At 69.1% G+C, this 23,704-nt stretch carries 19 protein-coding genes and 1 riboswitch; of the genes, 16 read left to right on the top strand and 3 right to left on the bottom strand.

Annotated elements, in window-relative coordinates; translation table 11 throughout:
• Positions 1 to 95: 95 nt before the first annotated feature.
• The gene (locus NBG84_RS18380; RefSeq protein WP_250920561.1) at positions 96 to 503 is read right to left on the bottom strand and encodes a DUF4259 domain-containing protein; all 408 of its coding nucleotides are present in this window, start codon (positions 501 to 503) and stop codon (positions 96 to 98) included.
• Between the two features lie 130 nt (positions 504 to 633).
• Between NBG84_RS18380 and NBG84_RS18375 the strand changes: the two genes are divergently transcribed.
• A complete protein-coding gene (locus tag NBG84_RS18375; RefSeq protein WP_250920560.1) occupies positions 634 to 1,425 on the top strand; it encodes an HNH endonuclease family protein in 792 nt (263 codons plus the stop codon).
• Between the two features lie 252 nt (positions 1,426 to 1,677).
• Here the strand turns inward: NBG84_RS18375 and NBG84_RS18370 are convergent, their stop codons facing one another.
• On the bottom strand, positions 1,678 to 2,472 hold the full coding sequence (locus NBG84_RS18370) for a hypothetical protein (protein WP_250920559.1): 795 nt from the start codon (positions 2,470 to 2,472) through the stop codon (positions 1,678 to 1,680).
• 55 nt (positions 2,473 to 2,527) lie between these two features.
• The gene (locus tag NBG84_RS18365; protein ID WP_250920558.1) at positions 2,528 to 3,415 is read right to left on the bottom strand and encodes a DUF4352 domain-containing protein; all 888 of its coding nucleotides are present in this window, start codon (positions 3,413 to 3,415) and stop codon (positions 2,528 to 2,530) included.
• 213 nt (positions 3,416 to 3,628) lie between these two features.
• Between NBG84_RS18365 and NBG84_RS18360 the strand changes: the two genes are divergently transcribed.
• From NBG84_RS18360 to NBG84_RS18290, 15 genes are all read left to right on the top strand, one after another.
• Entirely contained in the window at positions 3,629 to 5,800 is a 2,172-nt protein-coding gene (locus NBG84_RS18360) for an N-6 DNA methylase (protein ID WP_250920557.1), read from the top strand.
• A gap of 287 nt (positions 5,801 to 6,087) precedes the next feature.
• Positions 6,088 to 6,762 carry a hypothetical protein gene (locus NBG84_RS18355; RefSeq protein ID WP_250920556.1) on the top strand — a complete coding sequence of 225 codons (675 nt, stop codon included), beginning with the start codon at positions 6,088 to 6,090 and terminating at the stop codon, positions 6,760 to 6,762.
• The gene (locus tag NBG84_RS18350; RefSeq protein WP_308312078.1) at positions 6,759 to 8,306 is read left to right on the top strand and encodes a serine/threonine-protein kinase; all 1,548 of its coding nucleotides are present in this window, start codon (positions 6,759 to 6,761) and stop codon (positions 8,304 to 8,306) included. Before NBG84_RS18355 ends, NBG84_RS18350 begins: the two co-directional genes overlap by 4 nt.
• 63 nt (positions 8,307 to 8,369) lie before the next feature.
• Positions 8,370 to 8,846 carry a GtrA family protein gene (locus NBG84_RS18345; RefSeq protein ID WP_250920555.1) on the top strand — a complete coding sequence of 159 codons (477 nt, stop codon included), beginning with the start codon at positions 8,370 to 8,372 and terminating at the stop codon, positions 8,844 to 8,846.
• Positions 8,847 to 9,335: 489 nt separating this feature from the next.
• Complete coding sequence (locus NBG84_RS18340; RefSeq protein WP_250920554.1) at positions 9,336 to 9,989, top strand: SurA N-terminal domain-containing protein; 654 nt, start codon at positions 9,336 to 9,338, stop codon at positions 9,987 to 9,989.
• Between the two features lie 82 nt (positions 9,990 to 10,071).
• On the top strand, positions 10,072 to 11,046 hold the full coding sequence (locus tag NBG84_RS18335; protein ID WP_250920553.1) for a nucleoside triphosphate pyrophosphohydrolase: 975 nt from the start codon (positions 10,072 to 10,074) through the stop codon (positions 11,044 to 11,046).
• Positions 11,047 to 11,661: 615 nt separating this feature from the next.
• Positions 11,662 to 12,939, top strand: coding sequence for a cytochrome P450 family protein (locus tag NBG84_RS18330; protein WP_250920552.1), 1,278 nt, complete (start codon positions 11,662 to 11,664; stop codon positions 12,937 to 12,939).
• A 179-nt stretch (positions 12,940 to 13,118) separates the two neighbouring features.
• Positions 13,119 to 14,024, top strand: a complete 906-nt coding sequence (locus NBG84_RS18325) for a transglycosylase family protein (protein ID WP_308312077.1) — start codon at positions 13,119 to 13,121, stop codon at positions 14,022 to 14,024.
• A 258-nt stretch (positions 14,025 to 14,282) separates the two neighbouring features.
• Positions 14,283 to 14,456, top strand: a riboswitch (cyclic di-AMP (ydaO/yuaA leader).
• A gap of 3 nt (positions 14,457 to 14,459) precedes the next feature.
• Complete coding sequence (locus NBG84_RS18320; protein ID WP_250920551.1) at positions 14,460 to 15,179, top strand: transglycosylase family protein; 720 nt, start codon at positions 14,460 to 14,462, stop codon at positions 15,177 to 15,179.
• A 749-nt stretch (positions 15,180 to 15,928) separates the two neighbouring features.
• Positions 15,929 to 17,215 (top strand): phosphopyruvate hydratase, encoded by a 1,287-nt coding sequence (gene eno, locus NBG84_RS18315; RefSeq protein WP_250920550.1) that lies wholly within the window; start codon positions 15,929 to 15,931, stop codon positions 17,213 to 17,215.
• A 345-nt stretch (positions 17,216 to 17,560) separates the two neighbouring features.
• Positions 17,561 to 18,031, top strand: coding sequence for an FtsB family cell division protein (locus NBG84_RS18310; RefSeq protein WP_250920549.1), 471 nt, complete (start codon positions 17,561 to 17,563; stop codon positions 18,029 to 18,031).
• A gap of 160 nt (positions 18,032 to 18,191) precedes the next feature.
• Positions 18,192 to 18,725: a DUF501 domain-containing protein gene (locus NBG84_RS18305; RefSeq protein WP_250920548.1), complete on the top strand. Its 534-nt coding sequence runs from the start codon at positions 18,192 to 18,194 to the stop codon at positions 18,723 to 18,725.
• 28 nt (positions 18,726 to 18,753) lie between these two features.
• Entirely contained in the window at positions 18,754 to 19,680 is a 927-nt protein-coding gene (locus NBG84_RS18300) for a Ppx/GppA phosphatase family protein (RefSeq protein ID WP_250920547.1), read from the top strand.
• 537 nt (positions 19,681 to 20,217) lie between these two features.
• Entirely contained in the window at positions 20,218 to 21,603 is a 1,386-nt protein-coding gene (locus tag NBG84_RS18295; protein ID WP_250920546.1) for an NAD(P)/FAD-dependent oxidoreductase, read from the top strand.
• Positions 21,604 to 21,965: 362 nt separating this feature from the next.
• Positions 21,966 to 23,495 (top strand): class I SAM-dependent methyltransferase, encoded by a 1,530-nt coding sequence (locus NBG84_RS18290; protein WP_250920545.1) that lies wholly within the window; start codon positions 21,966 to 21,968, stop codon positions 23,493 to 23,495.
• Positions 23,496 to 23,704 lie beyond the last annotated feature (209 nt).

Genomic DNA, 23,704 nt, shown 5'->3' with positions numbered 1-23,704 from the left:
GGGCTATGGAGTTCCACCGCTCGTGGCCGTGGAGCACTGCGGCGGCTGGGGGTGCGCTCCGTCAGGTCCGGGCCGCTCCCCCTAGCGCCCCTGGGTCAGCCGGTGGTGGTGAGGGTGGCCCGGAGTTGGTCGATGCCCGCCCGCCACGCGTCGGCTTCGCCTGACTCCGCCCAGAGCTCAAGCAACTCGGATTCCTCTCCCAGCACCCGGTCGAGCGCCTCGACCGCGAGTGGGCGCAGCTCGACGGGGAGCGGTGGCAGGGGCTCCTTGGGGCCGTACGCGGTGGTGATCGGCTCTCCGCCGGGGCACTGGGCGGCTATCAGGGCGGCTGCGGCGACGGCTTCCGCTCCCTCGTCGCTGTCGAGGAACCCGGTGGTGGCGATGGTGCGCCGCAGGGCGTCGGACAGCACGTCGGCACGCTTCTGGGAAGGTGCGTCATCGACGTTGTGGCCGAAGTCGGCTGCCGTGTCGTTGTCGAAGTGGCCGATGTCCCAGGTGCCCATGGTGGATCTCCCTCTTTCCTTCTTCTTTCAGGTCCCGTCATGGTGGCACCGACCACTGACAACGGACGATGAGCGCTTGAGGGTGGGGCGACCCGGGGGGTTGCCGTACCCCGATCAGTAGCCTGAGCGGATGAACAGACCCAACGGTCAGCGCCCCTTGGTGGACACCTTCGCGGTTGCCGCCACCGTCCTCGCGGCGGCCTTGCTCATCGGCTGTGACGGTGTGTCACTCGAACCGTCCGACGAGTCCACGGCTCAGCCGTCCGCCGGCGCCCGTACCGGTAGCGGTACGGGGATCAGTCCGCTCGCCAACCCCGAGGGGACCGCACGGGGGCTCGGCCCGATCGGGTCGGACGCGGATCGCACGGCCGCCCGTGAACTGATCGCGAAGGTGTCCACCAAGGGCCGCGGGCCGCGGACCGGTTATGACCGCGATGAGTTCGGTTCGTCATGGACCGACAGTGCGGACGGGGTGCCGTTGGCCCGCAACGGCTGTGACACCCGCAATGACCTGCTGGCCCGTGACGGCAGCCAACTGCGCTACCGCCAGGGCTCCGACTGCGTGGTGGTCGCCATGACCCTGCGGGACCCGTACACCGGGGCGCTGATCGACTGGCGCAAGCAGCGGGCGTCCCAGGTGCAGATAGACCATGTGGTGCCGCTGTCGTACGGCTGGCAGTTGGGGGCGGCCCGCTGGAGTGCGGAGAAGCGTCGGCAGTTCGCCAACGACCCGTTGAACCTGCTGCCGGTGGACGGCGCCGCCAACAGCCGTAAACGGGACTCGGGACCGGCGTCCTGGCTGCCCCCGAACAAGCCGATCCGCTGTGCCTACGCGGCCAGATTCGCGCAGGTCGCGGTCGCGTATGAGCTTGCGGTGACGAGCGCGGACAAGGAGGTGATGCTGGCGCAGTGCGGAGGGTAGGGGTTCGGCGCCCCACGCGGGTGTGCGGGGGCTGGGCCGTTCGGCGCCCCGGGGCCCAGCGCGCGGGGGGCTGATCAGACGGCGCGTCCTCGGCCGCTCCCCGGGCCCCCGCGCGGGGGCTGACCGGCGCGGGCCGTAGCCGGTGTCCACCGCGGAGGGTCGTGCCCCGAGCCGGGGTGCGCCGAGGACGCGGCGCTCCGGCATGCCGAAGGCCGCCCCTGAGGGCGGCCTCCCCTGCTGGTGCCGAAGGTGTTACCGCTGGGCGAGCTTCTCCAGATCGAGGATGTCCTTCCGCGCCGGCTTCTTCACCGGGACCGGCTCGTCGAACCCGGAGAAGGCCATCATGAACGGCTCATCGCCTCCGAGTTGTTCGGCCTTGAGGAGGTAGGGCTTCCCCTCCGTCGCCACCTGGGCCCGATAGGTGACCTTGCCGTCGGTCTCGGTGAGGGTGAGCGCCCTGCGGCCGTTGACGGTGGTTTCCCCGCCCACCCGCGCGGCGGTGCTCTCCTCCTCGAAGTTCGCCAGCATCGCGTTCAGATCGCAGAGTTCGAGGCTCTCCCTGGCGTCGGGGTCGGAGGCGTCCGCCTCGATGTAGCGGCCCTTCATCACCTTGATCGTGGCCGCCCGGTCGGCGGGTGACTCGTCCTTGCCCAACTCCTTGAGATACGCCTCGTCGAACCGCATCCAGGCTGTGTCGCCGACCTTGATCAGCTCGGCCGTGCCGGTGGCTCCCATGGAGAGGGTGCCGGCGCACTCACCTCGGGAGTTGACGGCGAAACGGCCCTTCAACTCTCCCTCGCTCGTGGTGCCCGCGAAGTCATAGGTCATCGAGGTCGCGGTCTTGATCGTACGGAGTGACCTGTTCAGGATGTCCGGGCCCGACTCGCCGGAGAAGGGGCCGTCCGACGCCTTGTCACCGGTGTCCGTGAGCGGGCCGCAGGCGGTGCCGCCGAAGAGCAGCGCAGGGGCGAGCGTGGCGGTGGCGATCCGTCGAACGCGGCGTGATTCACGGGTGAGCAGGGGCTTCGGTGGCGTCTTGGACGGCATGAGGGTCCCTCAGGTGTGAGGCGGTCCGGGTGGGCGGTGCGTCGGATGCGGATGCTCAGAGGGTGAGTTCCCACAGGGTCGGGTCGTGCAGGAAGCCGGGGCTGATCTCGACCGTGAGGACCTTGGCGGTGGCGGGGGCGTCGAAGGCGTACTGCACGGTGGCCTTCTTGCCGGGCAGGACCGTGCCGGTGAAGCCGGCGCCGACCTTGTCGTCGAAGATCTGCTCGGCGGTGACACCGTCGTCACCGGCGCGGGCGTCCGTGCTCAGCAGGGTGGACTTGAACTCCTTGGAACCGGCGTTCTCGACGGTCACGGTGACCTGGTAGGCGTTGTTTCCGGCGGTGTGACCGATGGCGTACTCGCTCGGGGAGAACTTCTTGGCCGCGGAGACCGTGATCTTCAGGTCGTCCTTGTACGTGGTGGTCTCGCCGGCCGCGAGCGCGCCGGAACTCGCACCGCCGCCGGCGGCACCCTTGGCCTTCCCCTTCTTGCCCTTCGCCTTGGACTTGCTCTTGTCGCCCGAGTCGGCACCGGTGTCAGTGCCGGTGCCGGTGTCCGTGGTGGGCTCCTTGGTGCCGGTGCTCGAGGTGGCCTTGTCGAGGTCCTTCAACCCCTCGTCCACGGCCTTGAAGCTGGCGACCATGGCGAAGGTCGCCGCGACCATCGCGAGCAGGCCGAGCACCGCGCCGGCGGTGGCCGCTCCCTTGTTGCTGGCCTCGCCGCGCTTGCCCCGGCCGCGGCCGATCAGCCCCATGATCAGCGCCAGCAGGCCGAGCCCACCGCCGAGGAAGAAGATGAACGGAATCCAGCCGGTGATGAGGCCGATGATGCCGAGCACCAGGGCGGCGGTGCCCAGGCCGTTGCGCATGGGCTGGGGCGGAGGGTTGTAACCCCCGTACTGCGGAGCGGCGTTGTGCGGGGGCTGCTGCATGGCGTGCGACATGGGTGTCCTCCCGGACATGACGTGTGATCGGGACCGTCTGCAAGCCCCTCGGTGCGATAGGTCAATGAGACCAGAGGCTGTGAACCGAGTCAACATGAAGAATCTGATTCGTGTTCAATCACGCTGTGAAGGGGTTTCTTATGTGCAGGTCGGTATGATCGATGACACAACAGGGGGTCTTGACCAGCGGATACGGATGACGGAGGCAGTCAGTTGCCGGAGAACGCAAGCGAGGTGACCGCCGCCGGGATCGCCCGGCTGGCCGGAGTCGGACGGGCCGCGGTCAGCAACTGGCGGCGCCGCCATCCCGACTTCCCCAAACCCGTCGGCGGCACCGAGACCAGCCCCTCCTTCGCCCTCGCCGACGTCGAACACTGGCTGCGCACCCAGGGAAAACTCGCCGAAGTACCGCTCCGGGAAAGGGTCTGGCAGCAACTCGCCGACCACCCGGCGACCATCGCGACCGCGCTGGTCCAGGCGGGCTGTGCGCTCCTGCTCGTCCGCGAGAGGCCGACCAGCTGGCAGGAGCTGGCCGCCCTTTCGGACGAGCGGATGGGCGAACTGCTGCCGACCGCGCTGGAGCGGACGCTCACGGCCCGCTTCGGCGAGGACCGCGCCCCGCTACTGCACCGGCTCAACGGGCCGCACGGCCCCGGCGGGCACCCCGTCTCCGCCTCGGTGCCCCTGCTGCGCTCCGTCGCCGAACTCGCCCTCGAACTCGGTCCGCGCCACACCTATGAGTTCCTGCTCGGACGCTTCCTCGACGTCAACCTCCGCCAGTACACCCTGACCCCGCCAGGACCGGCCGCGCTGATGGTCGACATCGCCGCCATCGGCGCGGGAGCCACCGTCCTCGACCCCGCGGTCGGCGCCGGAAACCTGCTCTGCGCCGCCGCAGCCGACACGGGCAAGGCCGCCCCCGCCGCCCTCTACGCACAGGATCTCGACCCCGACCTCACCGCGCTGACCGCCCTCAGACTCGCGCTGCTCGGCGATGCCGCCATCCGCGCCCGCTCCGCGGACACCCTGCGCACGGACGCCTTCCCCGACGCCACCGTGGACGCCGTGCTCTGCCATCCACCGTTCAATGAACGCAACTGGGGGCATGACGAACTCGCCTACGACCCCCGCTGGGAGTACGGCTTCCCGGCGCGCACCGAATCCGAGCTCGCCTGGGTCCAGCACGCGCTCGCCCGACTGCGCCCCGGCGGCACGGCCGTCCTGTTGATGCCGCCCGCCGCCGCCTCCCGTCGCTCAGGCCGCCGCATCCGCGCCGGATTGCTGCGCCGCAGTGCACTGCGCGCCGTCATCGCCCTGCCCGCGGGCGCCGCACCCCCCTACGGCATCCCGCTCCACCTCTGGGTGCTGCGCAAGCCCGAGCCCGCCCGGGCGCCCGCGCCCGAGCTGCTGTTCGTCGACACCGCCGAACTCGCCGGCACCGGCGGCGGACGCGACAAGCTCGACTGGCAGGCCGTCCACAACGCCGTACTCGACGCCTGGCACCGCTTCGGCGACCCCACCAGCGCGCCACCGCCGGCGGACCGGGGGGGAGTAGGGCGAGCCGTACCCGTCATCGAACTCCTCGACGACGACGTCGACCTCGCCCCCGCCCGCCATGTCCCACCGGCCGCGAGCGGTGCGGACGCCGATGACCTGCTGCTCGTACGCGGCCGTCTCACCGACACCCTTCGACTCACCGCGGAACTCACCCCCGCCCCGGCCGTCACCGGCCAACCGGCCCCCTGGCCCGCCACCACCCTCGGCGAACTCGCCCGAGCGGGCGCCCTCACCATCCGCGCCGGCAGCGTGCCCGCGACGGCCGTCGCGGGCACCGTCCTGGGCACCGTGCAACCCGCGCCCGGTGTCCCCGTCGCCACTGCCTCACTCGTCCTGACCGAACAGGACGTCCTCACCGGTTCACCCCCCTCCGGTCCCCTTCCCGAGCAGCCTTCGGACCAGGCCGCGACCACCGAAGGCAACGTCGAGCCGGTACGCGTCGAGGCGGGCGATGTCGTCGTCCCCGTACTCGGTGGCGGCTCCGTGGTCCGCGTGGTCGACGAGACCACCGCCGGCGCCGCGCTGGGTCGCAACCTCCAACTGCTGCGACCCGACCCGGCCGCCCTCGACCCCTGGTTCCTCGCCGGATTCCTGCGGGCCACCGCCAACACCCGGCAGGCCAGCAGCTACGCGTCCACCGCCACCCGGCTCGATGTGCGCAGACTCCAGCTACCTCGGATCTCCCTCGCCGACCAACACCGCTACGGCGAACGGTTCCGCGCCCTGTCCACGTTCGAGGACGCGCTGCGGCTCGCCGGGCGCCTAGGCGAACAACTGGTCCAGGGGCTCTACGACGGACTGACCCAGGGGACCGTACGGCCCGAATAGCGCGCCACCGCAACCCCGGTACGCAGCTCCCGCGTCGCCGCGAGCCAGTCAACCGCGGCGCGCGCGAGGTCCCCGCCGGGCCCCCGCGCACCAGGCCCCGCCGACACCGTCAGAAACACGCCAACCCCACCGGGGTTTCCGCAGGGCCGATGTCCGGCAAAAAGGTGTGAAGGGGGCGCAGTGACGCATCGGACAACGCCCCGCGTACAACCCTGGAGCTGTTGCCGGCGTCGGTGTATACGCTCATTCCCTAACGCAGCCTTGTCCCCAGGCCATCAGGAGCAGTAATGCACGGCCCCGGCTATGCCCCGCCGCCCCCAGGTCGACCGCCGTCGTCCGCGATGCTGACCGTCATCCGCGTGCTCTTCGTGACCCTCGCCCTGCTCAGCTGCGGACTGCTCGCCTGGTGTGCCATGCTCCGGTTGGCCATCATCCGCCGCCGCCCGCTCGACTGGGTGCTGTTCGGCATATCCCTGCTGCTCCCCCTCATCATCTTGGGGTACATCGTCGAGGTCAGCGAGGCCGGCGAACAGCAGACGACCACCGATGAGGAGATGAGCGGAGGGGACTTCGTCGCCTTCATGGGGCTGGTGGCGATGGCGATCGGAGTGCCCGTGCACTATCTGATGGCTGAAGTTCGCCACTACCAACAGCCCGTGCAGGGGTGGACGCAGCCCGCATCGCCCTACCACCCGTCCGGCCCGGCGTACGGGCAGCCGCCGACCCCCGGCTACGGCTATCCGCCCACCGCCCCCAACCCCCCGGCGCGGCACCCCCACACCCCGGGCTACGGCTATCCGCCCGCCCACACACCGCCACCGCAACACCAAGCCCCCCCGACACCGCCGCACACCCCCGCCACGCCACCCGCCCCCGCCCCCGCGGAAGGCGGCCGTATCGACCAGGTCCGTGCCGAGCTCGACGAACTGAGCGACTACCTCCGCAAGGAGCAGGGCCAGTGAACGGACGCGTCATCGCGGACCGCTACGAACTGGCCACCGTCATCGGACAGGGCGGCATGGGCCAGGTCTGGACGGCGTACGACGGGCGGCTCGATCGCCGGGTCGCCGTCAAACTGCTTCGCCCGGACCATATGGCGGCGGCAACCGCGGCCGGGGAGATGCGCCGCCGCTTCGTTCGCGAGTGCCGGGTCACCGCGCAGGTCACCCATCCCGGTCTTGTCACCGTCTACGACGCCGGCAGCGATGGCGATGACCTCTATCTGGTGATGCAGTACGTCGAGGGCGCGGACCTCGCCGACCATCTCGCCGAACACGAGCCCTACCCCTGGCAGTGGGTGGTCTCCGTCGCCGCCCAACTCTGCGCCGTCCTCGCCGCGGTGCACGCCGTGCCGATCGTCCACCGCGACCTCAAACCACGCAATGTGATGGTCAAGCCCGATGGCACCCTCACCGTCCTCGACCTCGGTGTCGCCTCCGTCATCGACACTGACACCACTCGCCTCACCCACACCGGCTCACCCATCGGCAGCCCCGCCTACATGGCCCCGGAACAGGCCATGGGCGGCGCGGTCGGCCCGTACACCGATCTCTACGCCCTCGGCGTGCTCATCCATGAACTCCTCAGCGGAAATGTGCCCTTCGCCGGCTCCACCGCACTGGGTGTGCTCCACCGGCACCTCTACGAGGCACCGCTCCCGATCCGCAGGCTGCGCCCCGAGGTCCCCGAGCCGTTGGAGGCACTCGTGCTGCGACTGCTGGCCAAGGACCCACAGCACCGCCCCTCCGGCGCGCTTGAGGTGTACGAGGCACTGGCGCCGCTGCTCCCCAACCGCGGTGCGCCCAGCGGACCACTCGATCCGACGCGTCCCTTTCTGCGGCCCTTCGCCCCCTGGCCCGACCGGGCAGCCGTGCCATCGCCGCCCGTTGCCGCCCCCACACCACCGCGGCTCGATGTCGCGGCCGCCGTGGACGAGGTCAAGCGGCTCCTCGGCGAGGGCAGCATCACCCAGGCGGTGGACATCCTCGGCAGCATCCTCCCCGCCGCCGCGGCCGAGCACGGAGAGCACTCCCCGGTGGTCAGGATTCTGCGCAAGCAGTACGCGACCACGCTGTTGGACGACGGCCAGTACCGTCGTGCCCTGCCGGAGCTCAGACGCCTTGCCGATGACCGGCTGGCCGAGGCGGGGCCCGCCGACCCCCAGACACTTCAGTTCCGCTATGACGCGGCCCAGTGCCTGGAACAACTCGGCGAGCCGGCCGCCGCACTGGCCGAGTACCGCTCGGTCCTCCCCTACTACGAGAACCAACCGCCCGGTGGTCCCGGCGCGGCCCGTTCCTTCGACGTCCGCCACCGCATCGGCAACCTCCTGCTGGCGATGGGCGATCACACGGCGGCTCAGCACCAGTTGCAGGGGCTGTTGCACGACTCAGAACGGGCCTACGGGCCCTACCACCAACTGCCGGTGGAACTCCGGCGAGGGCTCAACCGGCAGCAGCAGTTCCACAGCCCCCGCCGCGGCGGGGCGCCAGGACCCGCGCGCTAGCACACCGCGCGCGGGCGTATGCTGCGGCGACTGAACGGGATGCGCGGGGGAGCTGGCGAGACGATGGAAGTCCGGGGCCAACTGGTGAGATTCGCCCTGGTGGGAGTGGTCAACACCGGTACGTACTACGGCCTCTATCTCGCCTTGCTGAACTGGCTGCCCTATGTGGCGGCGCATGTGCTCGCCTTTGTTCTGAGCATGATCGGCTCGTTCTTCCTGACCTCGTACTTCACCTATCGGACCCGGCCCACCTGGCGGAAGTTCCTGCTGTTCCCCCTCACCAACGCGGCGAACTTCATCGTCACCACCACGGGGGTCTACCTCCTGGTGGACGTGCTGGGCATGGGCAGCCGCTACGCACCGCTGATCGCCGCGGCGGCGGCGATCCCGATCACCTTTGTCCTCTCCCGGACGATCATGCTTCGCCCTGACGCGCGAGCCATCACCCCGCCCCCTGAACATGAGCGTGAGCAGGGGCAGGGGCAGGGGCAGGGGCACGAGGCGGAGCCTGAGGAGCAGCCCCGTCAGGATGTGCGCTAGTTCCTCAGGGACGGGCGGCCCGACGCGATAGCGGTCCGACACGAGGTGGGCCGAAGGGGCAGGCGGTCCGACGCGAGGTGGCCCGGAGCGATGGACGGTGGAGATGGGCGGTCCGCGTGGGTTCGACGAGGCGGTGGGCCCGGCCACGGACGAGCCCCGTGCCCGGCCCCGTACCCGGTTCCGGCACGGCTCGCCCGTGCATGTGAACCCTCACGCATAACCCCTGAGGACCCTTGGGACCTCGTTCGATGGCACGGTGGACACCCGCCGGATGACACCGCGAACACCGCTCTACCGACCTCGGATGAGAGGGCCGACCCCACGGCGACTTGGAACGTACGGCTCCAGAACGGTTCGAAACGGGAGGCCGCCCCCGATCGTTGACCGAATCAGTGCCCGCGAAGAGGTGGCCCCGACCGCCCAGGACTGCCTAACATCATCACCGCTAGGACTTTGTGCATTGCCGCACAATCACGCCGGGAGGCTCCTTTGCACCGCCGCCGTCGCACCGCGATCATCGTCTCCGCCGCACTGCTCGTCGCTGCGCCACTCCTCGCGGCCTGTAGCAATGACGCTCACCCGGGCGCCGCTGCCGTCGTCGGTGGAGACCGGATCGAGGTCTCCACCGTCCAAGCGAATGTGAAGGACGTACGTTCCGCGCAGGAATCCACCCCTGAGGGTGCGCAACTGATCAAGGACACCGGCCAGCTCGGCCGCGCCAAGCTCTATGAACTCATCGTCGCCAAGGTCGTTGAGCGCGCCGCCGATGACGCCGGGGTGAGCGTCAGCCGCAAGGACATCCAGGACGGTCGCGCCGGCTTCGTACAGCAGGCGGGCGGCGAGGAGCAGCTTGCCGCGATGTACCTCCAGCAGCGCGGGGTCGCGCCCGACCAGCTCAATGATGTCGTCCGCCGGGACATCCTCGTCGGGAAGCTCGCCGCCGCGATCGGCGCGACCAACACCCCCGAGGGGCAGCAGAAGCTCAACAAGGCGTTCTCCGCCGCCGCGAAGGGGCTGGACATTGATGTCAACCCCCGCTTCGGCGCGTGGAACAGCCAGAAACTCGAACTCGGTGAGTACAAGGCCCCCTGGATCACCCAGGTGACCAAGCAGGAGCAGCCCGTCCCGACCGATGGCGCCTAGGTCGTCCTCTCCTTTGGATCTTGCCGGGCGCCCGTACGGGCTGGCCAGCGGGACTGTCACCGGCCCACGGTAAGTTCGAGGGGTGACCACAGACACCTCCGCCACCGGCCGCGTCATCCTGCTCACCGCCAGTCACCGTGTTGCGCCAGGGCTGCTGTCCTGGCCGGCCTGGCAGACGCTGCGCACGGCCGACCGGGTGTTGTGCGCGGATGGCGCCCACCCTCAGCTGCCCTATCTCCGGGAGGCCGGGGTCGCGGTGGAGATCGCCGCCCCCACCGCACGGGAGGTGGTGGACGAATGCGCCACGGGCGCCACCGTTGTGGTGCTGGCATCGGGTGAGGGCGAGTCCACCCTCACCGATGGGCTCGCCAGGCTCGCCGGTTCGGGCCGGGAGCAGATGCCCGCTCTGGAGTTGCTGCCCGGTTCCTATGACCTCCCCGGCGCCCGGCTGCTCGATCTGGTCCAGGTGATGGACCGCATTCGAGCACAATGCCCCTGGTCCTCGACACAGACCCATCAGGGTCTGGCCAAGTACGGCATCGAGGAAGCGTATGAGCTGGTCGAGGCGATCGAGGACGGCGACCGCGACGAACTGCGCGAGGAGCTCGGAGACGTACTTCTCCAGGTGGTGTTCCACGCCCGGATCGCCCAGGAGGACGAGGACGAACCCTTCTCGATCGACGATGTCGCCGCGACCATCGTCGACAAGCTGATCCACCGCCATCCCCATGTCTTCGGCGACGCGACGGCCGAGACCCCGGAGGATGTCAAGGAGCACTGGCTCCGTACGAAGGCGGAGGAGAAGCAGCGCACCTCGGTGACGGAGGGCGTTCCCCTGGGGCAGCCGGGTCTGGCGCTCACCGCGAAGCTGGCCTCGCGGGTGCGCACGGCGGGCCTTGAGGTCCCCCTGCCGAGTGGCGATGGCATCGGATATGAACTGCTCGGCCTCGCCGTCCGTGCGGAGGCAGCGGGCAGCGACCCCGAATCCGCCCTGCGGGCGGCGGCCAGGGTGTACCGGGACGCGATCCGCGCGGCGGAGCAGGACCAGGGGCGGTAGGAGAGGGGAGTGCCTCTCTCACCGGAGTCGTATCGGAGCCTGGCCGGAGTCCTACCGGTCTTCGGCTGGGGTGCCCTGTGGCATCCGGCCCCAACCCGCTTCGGTACCGGGGCGGGCAGGGCCCCACCAGCCGTGCCACGCGTAGTAGGGGAACCGCTCGTATCAGTGGGTGGGCCCTACCGCCCCTCCTCAATGGGTGGTCAGGGCGGGTGGTGAAACCCCTGAGCGGTCCGGGCGTCCGAAGGGGCGCGCCTCGCTATGCCCGGGGAGGCTCCTCCCTTCGGTGGTGAGCGGGGCGGCTAACGTCAAGGGGTGAGTGACAACCCCGCGCCAGCCCCCCTTCCCCATGTCCCCGACCCTGCTTCGGGTGCCCCTGAGAACCAGCCAGATTCGGGTGCTTCCGGCACCCGGGATCCGCGCGGTTTTGGCACCGAGGGGCCCAGCGCTCCCGGCTTCCGGGGAACAGGCTCACCCACTTCCGCCACCGGCTGTCCTGTTTCTAGCGCTTTGGGGTATTCTGGCGCCGCTCCGGATGCCTCCGATGCCGACTCCGGCCCAGATGCGGCATCGGGCGTCCCCGGGTCTGCTTCGAGCACCTCTGGTCCTCGACCCGGGGTGTCCGACGCTCCCTCGAACCCCTCCCGTACCGATGCCGGCTCGCGTCCCTCGCCCGAGCTGTTCAGCTGGGAGTTCGCCACCGATCCGTATCCGGCCTACGCCTGGTTGCGCGAGCACGCCCCGGTCCATCGCACTCAGCTGCCCAGCGGTGTGGAGGCATGGCTGGTGACCCGGTACGGCGACGCCCGGCAGGCGCTCGCCGACGCTCGTCTGTCCAAGAACCCCGCCCACCATGCCGAGCCCGCACATGCAAAGGGGAAGACGGGCATCCCTGGTGAGCGCAAGGCCGAGTTGATGACTCATCTGCTCAATATCGACCCACCGGACCACACCCGACTGCGCCGCTTGGTCGCCAAGGCGTTCACCCCGCGCCGGGTCGCCGCCTTCGCTCCCCGGGTGCAGGAGCTGACGGACCAACTGATCGACTCCTTCGCGGCAAAAGGGGAGGCCGACCTCATTCATGAGTTTGCGTTCCCGCTTCCGATCTATGCCATCTGCGATCTGCTCGGGGTGCCATCGGAGGATCAGGACGACTTCCGTGACTGGGCCGGGATGATGATCCGCCACGGCGGGGGACCTCGCGGCGGGGTGGCCAGATCCGTCAAGAAGATGCGGAGCTATCTGGCCGAGCTGATCCATCGCAAGCGCGAAGATCTGGGGGACGATCTCATCTCGGGGCTGATCCGGGCCAGCGACCACGGGGAGCACCTCACCGAGAACGAAGCCGCGGCAATGGCCTTTATCTTGCTATTTGCCGGATTTGAGACGACTGTGAACCTCATTGGCAACGGCGTCTTCGCCCTGTTGAACCACCCCGAACAGCGCGAACGCCTGCAATCGTCGCTGGCCGCGGGGGAGCGTGGGCTACTGGAGAGCGGCGTTGAGGAACTGCTGCGGTACGACGGTCCGGTGGAGCTCGCCACCTGGCGGTTCGCCACCGAGGAGCTCGACATCGGAGGGCGGCGCATCGCGGCCGGCGATCCCGTGCTGGTCGTCCTCGCGTCGGCGGATCGCGATCCCGAGCGGTTCCCGCGACCGAATGTTCTGGACCTTTCCCGGCGTGACAATCAGCACCTCGGATACGGCCACGGCATCCACTACTGCCTCGGTGCACCACTCGCCCGACTGGAGGGGCAGACCGCGATCGCCACTTTGCTGCGCAGGTTGCCCGATCTGCATCTTGCCGTCGATTCAGCCGATTTGCGGTGGCGTGGCGGCCTGATCATGCGTGGACTGCGAAGTCTCCCCGTCGAGTTCACATCCCGAAACATCTGAGGCAGCGTCAAAAACGTGACATTGGCGTAATCTCCGCTGCATCGACTTGTGACAGACGTTCGACTGCCGCTACGTTTCGCCCCGTCCCCAGCTGTCACGCGAAAGGCAACCGCATGCTCTCCGGGAATGGTCGACATCGCCGACCCCGTCAGGCTCCGGCTCTCGTTGTTGCGGCAGGGGTGACGGGCTCGGCCATCGCGATTCCACTCCTTGGCGCGACCTCGGCATCCGCCGTCGAGGCCGCTTCATGGGACAAGGTCGCGGAGTGTGAGACCGGGGGCCTGTGGAACGCGGACACCGGCAACGGCTTCTACGGCGGGCTCCAGATGTCGCAGGAGACGTGGAAGGCGTTCGGCGGCACGCAGTACGCGTCCCGGGCGGATCTCGCCACCCGAGCGCAGCAGATAGCCATCGCGGAGAAGGTCGTCGCGGCCGACGGCATCAGGCCCTGGCTGGCGTGCGCCACGATCGCGGGTGTGAAGGTCGAGGCCGACCCGGTTGGCTCCCCCTCCGCTCCCGCCGCGAAGCCGGCTACCACTCCGTCCCCTTCGGCCAGCGCCACCAAGGCGCCGGCTCCTGCCGGCTCCGCCTCGAAGACGGCGGACCCCAAGGCGGGTCCGACCCAGGGCAGCGGTGTGTCCAAGGGCGATGGGCAGACGCCGAGCCAGTCCCCGAGTACGGGCAAGCATCGCGGCGAGTCGGCCGCGGAGCCCAAGCCCATCAACTCCGGCGACAGCGAGTCGACGGGCTCGGCCGCGCCCACCGAGCCGGCCAAGTCCAGTGATGGTGAGGCTCCGCGGGAGACCAGCGGCACCCACCCCTCCCGAGGTGGTGACGGGACCCGCACCGACATCGAGGGAGCCGGTACGGGGGTTGCGGCCACACCGGGTGCGGTCGGCGGCGCCGACGCCTCTCCCGGTTCGTACACCGTCCGCCCCGGTGACAACCTCTGGGCCATCGCGGAGAAGAGCGAGCTGCCCGGTGGGTGGCCCGCTCTCTACGAGGCCAACAAGGAAACGGTCGGCGGCGACCCCGACCTCATTCACCCTGGTCAGAGTCTCGATCTCGCAGCGAGTCAAGGCTAGTTCGATGGACTTTGTCCACTTTTGCAGGAATGAGACAAGGGTCTCTTTGTCGGAATTCGCTCACCCGACCTTACGGAATCCTGCATTCCGCGCCTGACCTGCGGAAACGCCGAGCGGGCAAGTGGCGAAATGGGCGATTTCTCCCCGATGTTCGACTTTGAACATCGGGGAGGGCTGTGTCTACGGTCTGAACCGCTCGCACCGCGGGCACCGTCGACCGTCACGCCGAATCCTGCCGTCGGTCGGGGGGAGTACTCGTCGCTCAGAGCGCCGAAGGCAGGAGCGGGGGACCCAAGGTAAGTGCCTGTTCTGGCCGCCCAAGAGGACGGTCGGTACCGGCTAGGGGTGAAGCTGCGCGCAAGGACGCGCAGCCGGGCAACTCACTTGGCCCGAACCCGACAGCTCACCTCGTAGGCGTCGGTGAGGAGAAGTTCCATGCTGTTTTCCAGCAAGGGCAAGCACCGCCGCCCCAGCAAGACCAGCCGTATCGTCGCGCTCGCCGGTGTCACCGGTGTCGCCGTCGCCGCACCGCTGATGGGTGCGACCTCCGCCAATGCGGCCACCTCCGCTGAGTGGGACAAGGTCGCCCAGTGCGAGTCCGGTGGCAACTGGTCCATCAACACCGGTAACGGTTACTACGGTGGCCTGCAGTTCTCGGCCTCCACCTGGGCCGCGTTCGGTGGCACCAAGTACGCCTCGACGGCCAACCAGGCATCGAAGTCGCAGCAGATCGAGATCGCCGAGAAGGTCCTCGCGGGCCAGGGCAAGGGCGCATGGCCGTCCTGTGGCGTGGGTCTGTCCAACGCCGCTTACGGCGGTGGCAATGCCGAGTCGCAGCAGCAGCAGCCCAAGCAGGAGAAGCCCAAGGCGCAGCCGAAGCAGCAGCAGCCGAAGGCCCAGCAGAAGCAGGCCAAGCCGCAGCAGCGTGCCGAGGTCCCGACCACCCGCTCCGAGCGCGCCGAGGCCCCCGTTGCCAAGGTCAAGGGCTTCCAGAAGGGCGACGGCGAGTACCAGGTCAAGGCCGGCGACACCCTGAGCAAGATCGCGAACGCCGAGCAGGTCGACGGCGGCTGGAAGAAGCTGTTCGAGCTGAACGAGGACGTCGTCAGCGACGCCGATGTCATCTACCCGGGCCAGCAGCTCCACCTGCGCTGATCTCTGACTCCGGCGGCCAACCCCGAGCCCCCCGAGGTCCGGTCGGACCAGGTGTCGACCGAGCCCTTGGGCCGGGCAAGGCCGACCGGGTTCAGAACCGGGGCACTTGAGTTCCGGCCGGTTCAGATCTGAGCAGCCTTGAGTGGATCTGAGCCGACAGAACTCATCGGCGGACCCAGCGGGCCCATTGCGCCCAGCAGGCTCAGTGGACCCATCGGTTCTGGTCGGAGCCGAGCCTCAGAGAAGGCTCCGCGCAGGGTCAGTTTCCGGCTGGTGTCCAGATCAACCCCGGTCCCACACCCAGGCTCCGCGAAGAGCCGAGTTCCACGGCCAGGCCCTGAGCCGACCCTTTTGCGGGGTCGGCCCCGGGCGGCCTCGTTCCACGGCAGTTCGGTTTCGACCGTCGGGCCGACGGCATCTTCTCCAGGCCGTCTCCCCCACGCCCCCGGTCGTGGTCCCGAACCGTCCCCGGCCCCCCTCTCCCCCCGGGGCCCAGAACACCCCGGGCCGGCGCGCTTCCCCCGAATGCGCCGGCCCGGGGTTCTGTCTTTCCGCCGCCGCGGACCGTGTCACCAGCCCTGGCCCGCTCCCCTTCTCCTCACCGCGGGTCGGGACCGCGGGTCGGGCCTATCAGGCCCCTTTTTTGTCCCAGGGGGCGGGCATCTGCCGAACGGCACCCGCCCGCCGGTTAGGCTCATGCCGCAAGGCCAATGAGACCCTGCACCCCACGCATCACATCCCAGAAGGAGATGCTCGTGCCGTCCATCGACGTCGTCGTAGCCCGGGAAATCCTGGACTCCCGAGGCAACCCCACCGTCGAGGTCGAGGTTGGCCTCGACGACGGCAGCACGGGTCGTGCTGCCGTTCCGTCCGGCGCCTCCACCGGCGCGTTCGAGGCTCTTGAGCTTCGCGACGGCGACCAGAACCGCTACCTGGGCAAGGGCGTCGAAAAGGCCGTCCTCGCCGTCATCGAGCAGATCGGCCCCGAGCTGGTCGGGTACGACGCGACCGAGCAGCGCCTGATTGACCAGGCGATGTTCGATCTCGACGCCACCCCAGACAAGTCCTCGCTCGGCGCCAACGCCATCCTCGGAGTCTCCCTGGCCGTGGCGCACGCCGCGTCCGAGGCCTCCGACCTGCCGCTCTTCCGCTACCTGGGCGGCCCGAACGCGCACCTGCTGCCCGTTCCGATGATGAACATCCTGAACGGCGGCTCGCACGCCGACTCCAATGTGGACATCCAGGAGTTCATGATCGCTCCGATCGGCGCGGAGTCCTTCTCCGAGGCGCTGCGTTGGGGCACCGAGGTCTACCACACGCTCAAGAAGGTCCTGAAGCAGAAGGGCCTCTCCACCGGCCTGGGCGACGAGGGCGGTTTCGCGCCGAACCTCGACTCCAACCGTGCCGCGCTCGACCTCATCCTTGAGGCCATCAAGGAAGCCGGTTACGTGCCCGGCAAGGACATCGGGCTCGCGCTCGACGTCGCCGCCTCCGAGTTCTACAAGGACGGCAAGTACGAGTTCGAGGGCAAGTCCCGCTCGGCCGCCGAGATGACCGAGTACTACGAGGAGCTGGTCGCGGCCTACCCGCTGGTCTCCATCGAGGACCCGCTGTTCGAGGACGACTGGGCGGGCTGGAAGGTCCTCACCGAGAAGCTCGGCACCAAGGTCCAGATCGTGGGCGACGACCTGTTCGTCACCAACCCCGAGCGTCTGTCCCGCGGTATCGAGGAGTCCAGCGCCAACGCCCTGCTCGTGAAGGTCAACCAGATCGGTTCGCTGACCGAGACCCTGGACGCCGTGGAGCTCGCCCAGCGCAATGGCTTCAAGTGCATGATGTCCCACCGCTCCGGTGAGACCGAGGACGTCACCATCGCCGACCTGGCCGTCGCCACCAACTGCGGCCAGATCAAGACCGGCGCCCCGGCCCGCTCCGAGCGCGTCGCCAAGTACAACCAGCTGCTGCGCATCGAGGAGATCCTCGACGACGCCGCGGTGTACGCGGGACGCAGCGCGTTCCCCCGCTTCAAGGGCTGAGTCAACCAGCCCTGGCCGCACCCTCAGTCCCGCCGCACGGGCTGAGGCACCAGGCTCGCTGGTGCCGGGCAGCGTCCGATGCGCCGTTGCCCAGCCAGTCTCCCTACGTCCTCGGCCACGGTCCCGTACCGTGGCCGAGGACGTAGGCACATCCGGGACCAGGGGTCCCAGGCGGCCGTACGCGGCAGTCACACCCGGGCTCGGTACGCACCCGTCGTACGAGAAGGTGGTGCGACGCCTTGCGTGCACCGCGAGGAAGACGGCTGTGGGAAGCAGCGGTAAGAAGAAGCCGTAGGAAGACGGCCGTACGAGACTCCAGCGACGGAGCAGGGGAGGCGGGACGACATGGCCGGCAAGAACCGCGACCGGTTCTCCACCGCGACCAGGCTGCGGCTGCTCGGCGAGCAGACCGCCGCCCGCGTCTACCGCTCCCAGACCAAACGCCAGGCCCGCCGCTCCCGGCTCACCGGGCGGGCGGCCTTCCTCGCACTCGTGGTCTGTTCGCTGATCGTGGCCCTCGCCTACCCGATGCGGCAGTACGTCTCCCAGCGCGGTGAGATGTCCAAGCAGCGGGAGCGGATGGCCGAGGCCGAGCAGCACGTCGAACGCCTCCGGGACGAGAAGGCCCGCCTCCAGGACGACGCGTACATCCGACGGCTGGCCCGTGAGCATCTGCACTATGTGCTGCCGGGGGAGACCGGATACACCATGATCGACCCCGAGAACGCCGAGCCCAGGCCCACCGGCGATGACTCGGCCGACCGCCCCTGGTACTCCAACGTCTGGGACGGTGTCGACAACGCGGACCGCGGCTGACGCCCGCATCTGCGAACCTGGTACGTCGGTGCTGCCCGGGTACGCCCGGGGGCAGCGCACCCCGTCCGACCGTTCGCAGCGGCCGTAGCAGCTTGCGGAAGTCCGTAGAACCTCCGTAGAACGTCTGAAGAACCGTAGAACCGTTAGAGCCAAGGCAGGCATGGAAACCCCTCCTCCCCACACCGACCCGACCGAGCCGACCGACGCGGACATCGCCGCGTTCAAGGAGCAGCTCGGCCGCCCACCGCGCGGACTGCGCGCCATCGCGCACCGCTGCCCCTGCGGTCAGCCGGATGTCGTCGAGACCGCCCCCCGGCTGCCGGACGGCACGCCCTTCCCGACGCTGTACTACCTGACCTGCCCGCGGGCCGCGTCAGCGATCGGCACGCTGGAGGCGAACGGGGTGATGAAGGAGATGACCGAGCGCCTGGAATCCGACCCCGAGCTGGCTGCCGCCTACCGTGCGGCCCACGACGACTACATCAAGCGCCGCGATGACATCGAGGTGCTCCAGGGCTTTCCCAGCGCGGGTGGCATGCCGGACCGGGTGAAGTGTCTGCATGTGCTGGTGGGGCACTCACTGGCGGCGGGCCCCGGGGTGAACCCGCTCGGGGACGAGGCGATCGCACTACTCCCCGAGTGGTGGCGCAAGGGGCCGTGCGTCACCCCCTGCGCGCCCGTGGAAGCCGACTAGGACTCTCTCCCCTTATTAAGGAGCCCGAATGACCCGGGTCGCCGCGATCGACTGCGGAACCAACTCCATCCGTCTGCTCGTCGCCGACGCGGACCCCGCCACCGGTCAGCTGGTGGAGCTCGACCGGCGGATGACCATCGTCCGGCTCGGCCAGGGCGTCGATCGCACCGGCCGGCTCGCGCCCGAGGCGCTGGAGCGCACCTTCGCCGCCTGCCGTGAGTACGCCGCGGTCATCAAGGAGCACGGCGTGGAGCGGCTGCGCTTCATCGCCACCTCGGCCTCTCGGGACGCCGAGAACAGGGACGACTTCGTCCGTGGGGTGCTGGACATCCTCGGTGTGGAGCCGGACGTCATCAGCGGCGACCAGGAGGCGGAGTTCTCCTTCGTCGGGGCGACGAAGGAGCTACCCGGGCATGAGGAGCGGCTGGTGGTGGACATCGGCGGCGGCTCGACGGAGTTCGTCATCGGACGGGAGCAGGTGGAAGCCGCCCGCTCGGTGGACATCGGCTGTGTACGACTGACCGAGCGGCACATTCGGAGCGATCCCCCCGCCCCCGCGGAGATCGCCGCCATCCGGGCCGATATCGCGGCAGCGCTCGACCTCGCGGAGCGGACCGTGCCGCTCGGCGGGGCCCGCACCCTCGTGGGGCTGGCCGGATCGGTGACCACGATCGCCGGCATCGCCCTGGGCCTCGACGCCTATGACCCCACGGCGATCCACCACTCGCGCATCCCGGTGGAGCAGGTCAGCGACATCGTCCGTACGCTCACCGAATCCACCCATGAGGAGCGCGCCGCGATCCCGGTGATGCATCCGGGGCGCGTCGATGTCATCGTCGCCGGAGCCTGGGTGCTGCTCGCCGTCATGGAGCGGATCGGTGCCGCGGAAGTGGTGGTCAGCGAGCACGACATCCTGGACGGGATCGCCTGGAGTGTGGCGCTCGGCGACGAGTGACACCCCGGGTGCGGACCGCAACAACCCGGGCTCCGGCTGCTCGGCACGGTCGATGCGGTCCGCCGGACGGGTACGGGCTTCCCAGGCCGTCACCGTGCTCTCGGCCATCCGAAAAGCCCGTGCGCTGATGTGCACACCCGGCGGGGGAAGGCGGGTGGTGTTCCGGGGGTGATCCTCGGCCGGATCGCCTGGTCAGTCGCTTGGAAACGAAGTTCGTGAAGTTCTTCACAAGGAAAAGGGCCCTGATGGGCGCTGTTGACGGCCGAAAAGCCACCCTTGAGGGGCCGTTGGGCTCCGAAGGGAAGGCGAAGGGGTCCCGAGTGGGTGTTTCGGCCAGGTGAACCAGGTCGGTGGTTCCTACGAGACCTGACCTTAAGGGCCAGCTCACAGGGGGTTCACAACGATCGTTTCGATACCGTGGTTCCCCACTGAACGCATGACCTCGGTCACGGGGCGGCGCAGTGTAGCAGAGGTGCACCTACTCCTTGTGAAGGGGCTCACGAGCACCCTCTGTCAGCGGGGTGGATACTCGATGGCATGAGCACCACGGAGCGTCCCAGGATCCTCGTAGTTGGCGGGGGGTACGTAGGTCTGTATGCGGCGCGCCGCATTCTGAAGAAGATGCGGTACGGCGAGGCGACCGTCACGGTTGTCGACCCGCGCTCTTACATGACGTACCAGCCCTTCCTACCCGAAGCTGCTGCCGGAAGCATCTCGCCCCGGCACGTCGTCGTACCGCTACGACGCGTGCTGCCCAAGGCCGAGGTACTCACCGGGCGTGTCACCACCATTGATCAGGACCGCAAGGTCGCCACCATCTCGCCGCTGGTCGGCGAGGCGTATGAGCTTCCCTTTGACTATCTGGTGGTCGCGCTGGGCGCGATCTCCCGGACCTTCCCGATCCCCGGGCTCGCCGAGCAGGGCATCGGCATGAAGGGCATCGAAGAGGCCATCGGCCTGCGCAACCACGTGCTGGAGCAACTCGACAAGGCTGACTCCACCACCGATGAGGAAGTCCGCCGCAAGGCGCTCACCTTCGTCTTCGTCGGCGGTGGCTTCGCCGGCGCCGAGACCATCGGCGAGGTCGAGGACCTGGCGCGGGACGCTGCCAAGTACTACTCGAACGTCAAGCGCGAGGACATGCGCTTCGTTCTGGTCGATGCCGCCGACAAGATCCTTCCCGAGGTCGGGCCGAAGCTCGGCAAGTACGGCAAGGAGCACCTTGAGGGCCGCGGCGTCGAGATCTACCTCGAAACGTCGATGGACTCCTGCGTCGACGGCCATGTGGTGCTGAAGAACGGCCTTGAGGTCGACTCCAACACCATCGTGTGGACCGCCGGTGTGAAGCCCAACCCGGCCCTCGCTCGCTATGGTCTGCCGCTCGGCCCCCGCGGGCACGTGGACACCTCCACCTGCCTCCAGGTGCAGGGTCTTGACTACGCCTGGGCCGCGGGCGACAACGCCCAGGTCCCGGACGTCGCCGCCCGCAAGGCCGGCGTGGCGAACGCCTGGTGCCCGCCGAACGCGCAGCACGCGCTGCGGCAGGCGAAGGTCCTCGGCGACAATGTGATCTCCGGCATGCGGGGCTTCCCGCAGAAGGAGTACAGCCACGCCAACAAGGGCGCGGTGGCGGGCCTCGGTCTGCACAAGGGCGTCGCGATGATCGTCGTCGGCAAGGTGAAGATCAAGCTCCGTGGCCGGCTGGCCTGGTACATGCACCGTGGCTACCACGGTCTGGCCATGCCGACCTGGAACCGCAAGATCCGTGTGTTCGCCGACTGGACGCTGGCGATGTTCCTCAAGCGCGAAGTGGTCTCGCTGGGTGCGATCGAGACACCGCGCGAGGAGTTCTACGAGGCGGCCAAGCCCGCTCCGGCCGCCGCCGCCGCTGCTCCGACTCCCGAGAAGGCGAAGGCTTCCTGACCTCGCCGCTCAGACTCGATAGCTGATCGAAGGGCCGTCCGCCATCCGTGGTGCGGGCGGCCCTTCGCCATGCCCGCGTGTCGAACCAGCCCGCTTCGATGAACCCTCCCGCGCAGACCAGAGCCTGAACGGGGCCTTTCGGGGGTTGGGTTCCTCCGCGGCAGGTGCTCTTGCCCGTGCCGTAGGCGAGGCACCGCCGAGTGGGCGTTCGCACGCCCCATTCTGTGCGGAAACGTCTCGGTGCGGGAAGCACCCGCAGTGCGCGAGTTGTTCAAGGACACAGGGGCCTGTTGTTCAGGGCCTCGAAGAAGCATGGCAGAGCAAGCAGGAGCACCTGACAGAAACACACCACGGAGGTCAATATGGCCGACGCCGCACTGCGGTTGATCACCCTCGCCGAGGAGTTGCTTGGGACCCGCTTCCCCGTCCGCATCCGGGCCTGGGACGGGTCGGAGGCGGGGCCGCCAGACGGGCCCGTGCTCGTCGTACGACACCGTCAGGCACTGCGCCGACTGTTGTGGCGCCCCGGTGAGCTAGGACTGGCGCGGGCCTGGGTCGCCGGGGACATCGAGGTGGACGGCGACCTCTACACCGTCCTCGACCGTCTCACCGGAATCCTCTGGGATCGAGATCAGCCACCCCGACCAGAGCCAGCCCTTGAACGGGAAGCCGAACGCGGATCCGAACGGGGTGGTCAGCGACTGCCTGGCCCACCGCCCCCGACATCAGCACAGCCAGGGACATCGGCGCGGTCACCAGGGCAGGAGCAGCCGGTACGGCGGAGCCGGCCGCAGAAGGGGAGTGGGCGCCGACTGGCCCATGAGGCCTGGCGTAAGGCGGTCACGGAAAGTCGCCTACGTTTCCTCCTCGACCCTGCCCAGCGCTCCGCCGCCAGCACCCTCGTCCGGATCGGCGGTGCTCTGCCCCCACCGCCCCCGCCCGCCGAGGAAGCCCGCAACCGCCGAGGCTCCCTCCACACCAGGCGCCGGGACAAGCGGGCCATCAGCCACCACTACGACGTTGGCAACCCCTTCTACGAACTCGTCCTCGGCCCGTCCATGGTGTACTCCTGCGCCTACTGGCCCAACGGCACAACGGACGCCGGCGGCGCCGAGCAGTCCCTGGACGACGCCCAACGCGACAAGCTCGACCTCGTCTGCCGAAAGCTCGATCTGAGACCGGGCGAGAGACTGCTCGACGTGGGCTGCGGCTGGGGCTCCATGGCCATGCACGCCGCCCGTGAGTACGGCGTCCATGTCATCGGTGTCACCCTCTCGCGGGAACAGGCGAACTACGCCCGTAAGCGCATCGCGGACGCCGGCCTCACCGACCGGATCGAGATCCGCGTTCAGGACTACCGGGACGTCAGCGAGGGCCCCTATGACGCCATCTCCTCCATCGGGATGGCGGAACACGTGGGTGCGGCTCGCTATCGGGAGTACACCGACCAGCTCTACGCCCTGCTCAGGCCGGGCGGACGGCTGCTCAACCACCAGATCGCCCGGCGCCCCGAGCGGGATGAGTCCGCCTACCGCCTCGATGCCTTCATCGACCGCTATGTCTTCCCCGACGGGGAACTGCTTCCCCTCGGTCGCACCACGACCGCCCTCGAAGAGGCCGGCTTCGAAGTGCGGGACGTGGAGTCCATCCGGGAGCACTACGCCCTTACGCTGCGCCGTTGGGTCGACAACCTGGAGACCCACTGGGAGTCGGCGGCACGCCTGACCTCACCGGGGCGAGCGAGGGTCTGGCGGCTCTACATGGCCGCGAGCGCACTGGCCTTCGAACGGAACAGGATCGGTGTCAACCAGATCCTGGCGGTGAAGACCCACCCGGACGGCGCCTCCGATGTGCCACTGCGCACCCGCACCTGGCACACAGACCGCGACTGATGCCGTGACCGACACCGAGACCCTCACCGCGACGAGCACCGAGACCCTCAGCGCGACAGCACCGCGCCGGAAGGACCGCCCTTGACCCACCCACCACAACGACGCCCGGTTGTCTGACGACTTGAGCACATCCCCTTGCGGAGTTGCCTCAGGAACCCCGTACCGCCGAAGGGCACCGGCACGAGGAACGTACGAGGGCCCCGCACCCA

Source organism: Streptomyces albipurpureus (assembly GCF_023701525.1).
Lineage (GTDB): Bacteria > Actinomycetota > Actinomycetes > Streptomycetales > Streptomycetaceae > Streptomyces > Streptomyces albipurpureus.
This window is presented reverse-complemented; position numbering and strand designations above follow the sequence as displayed.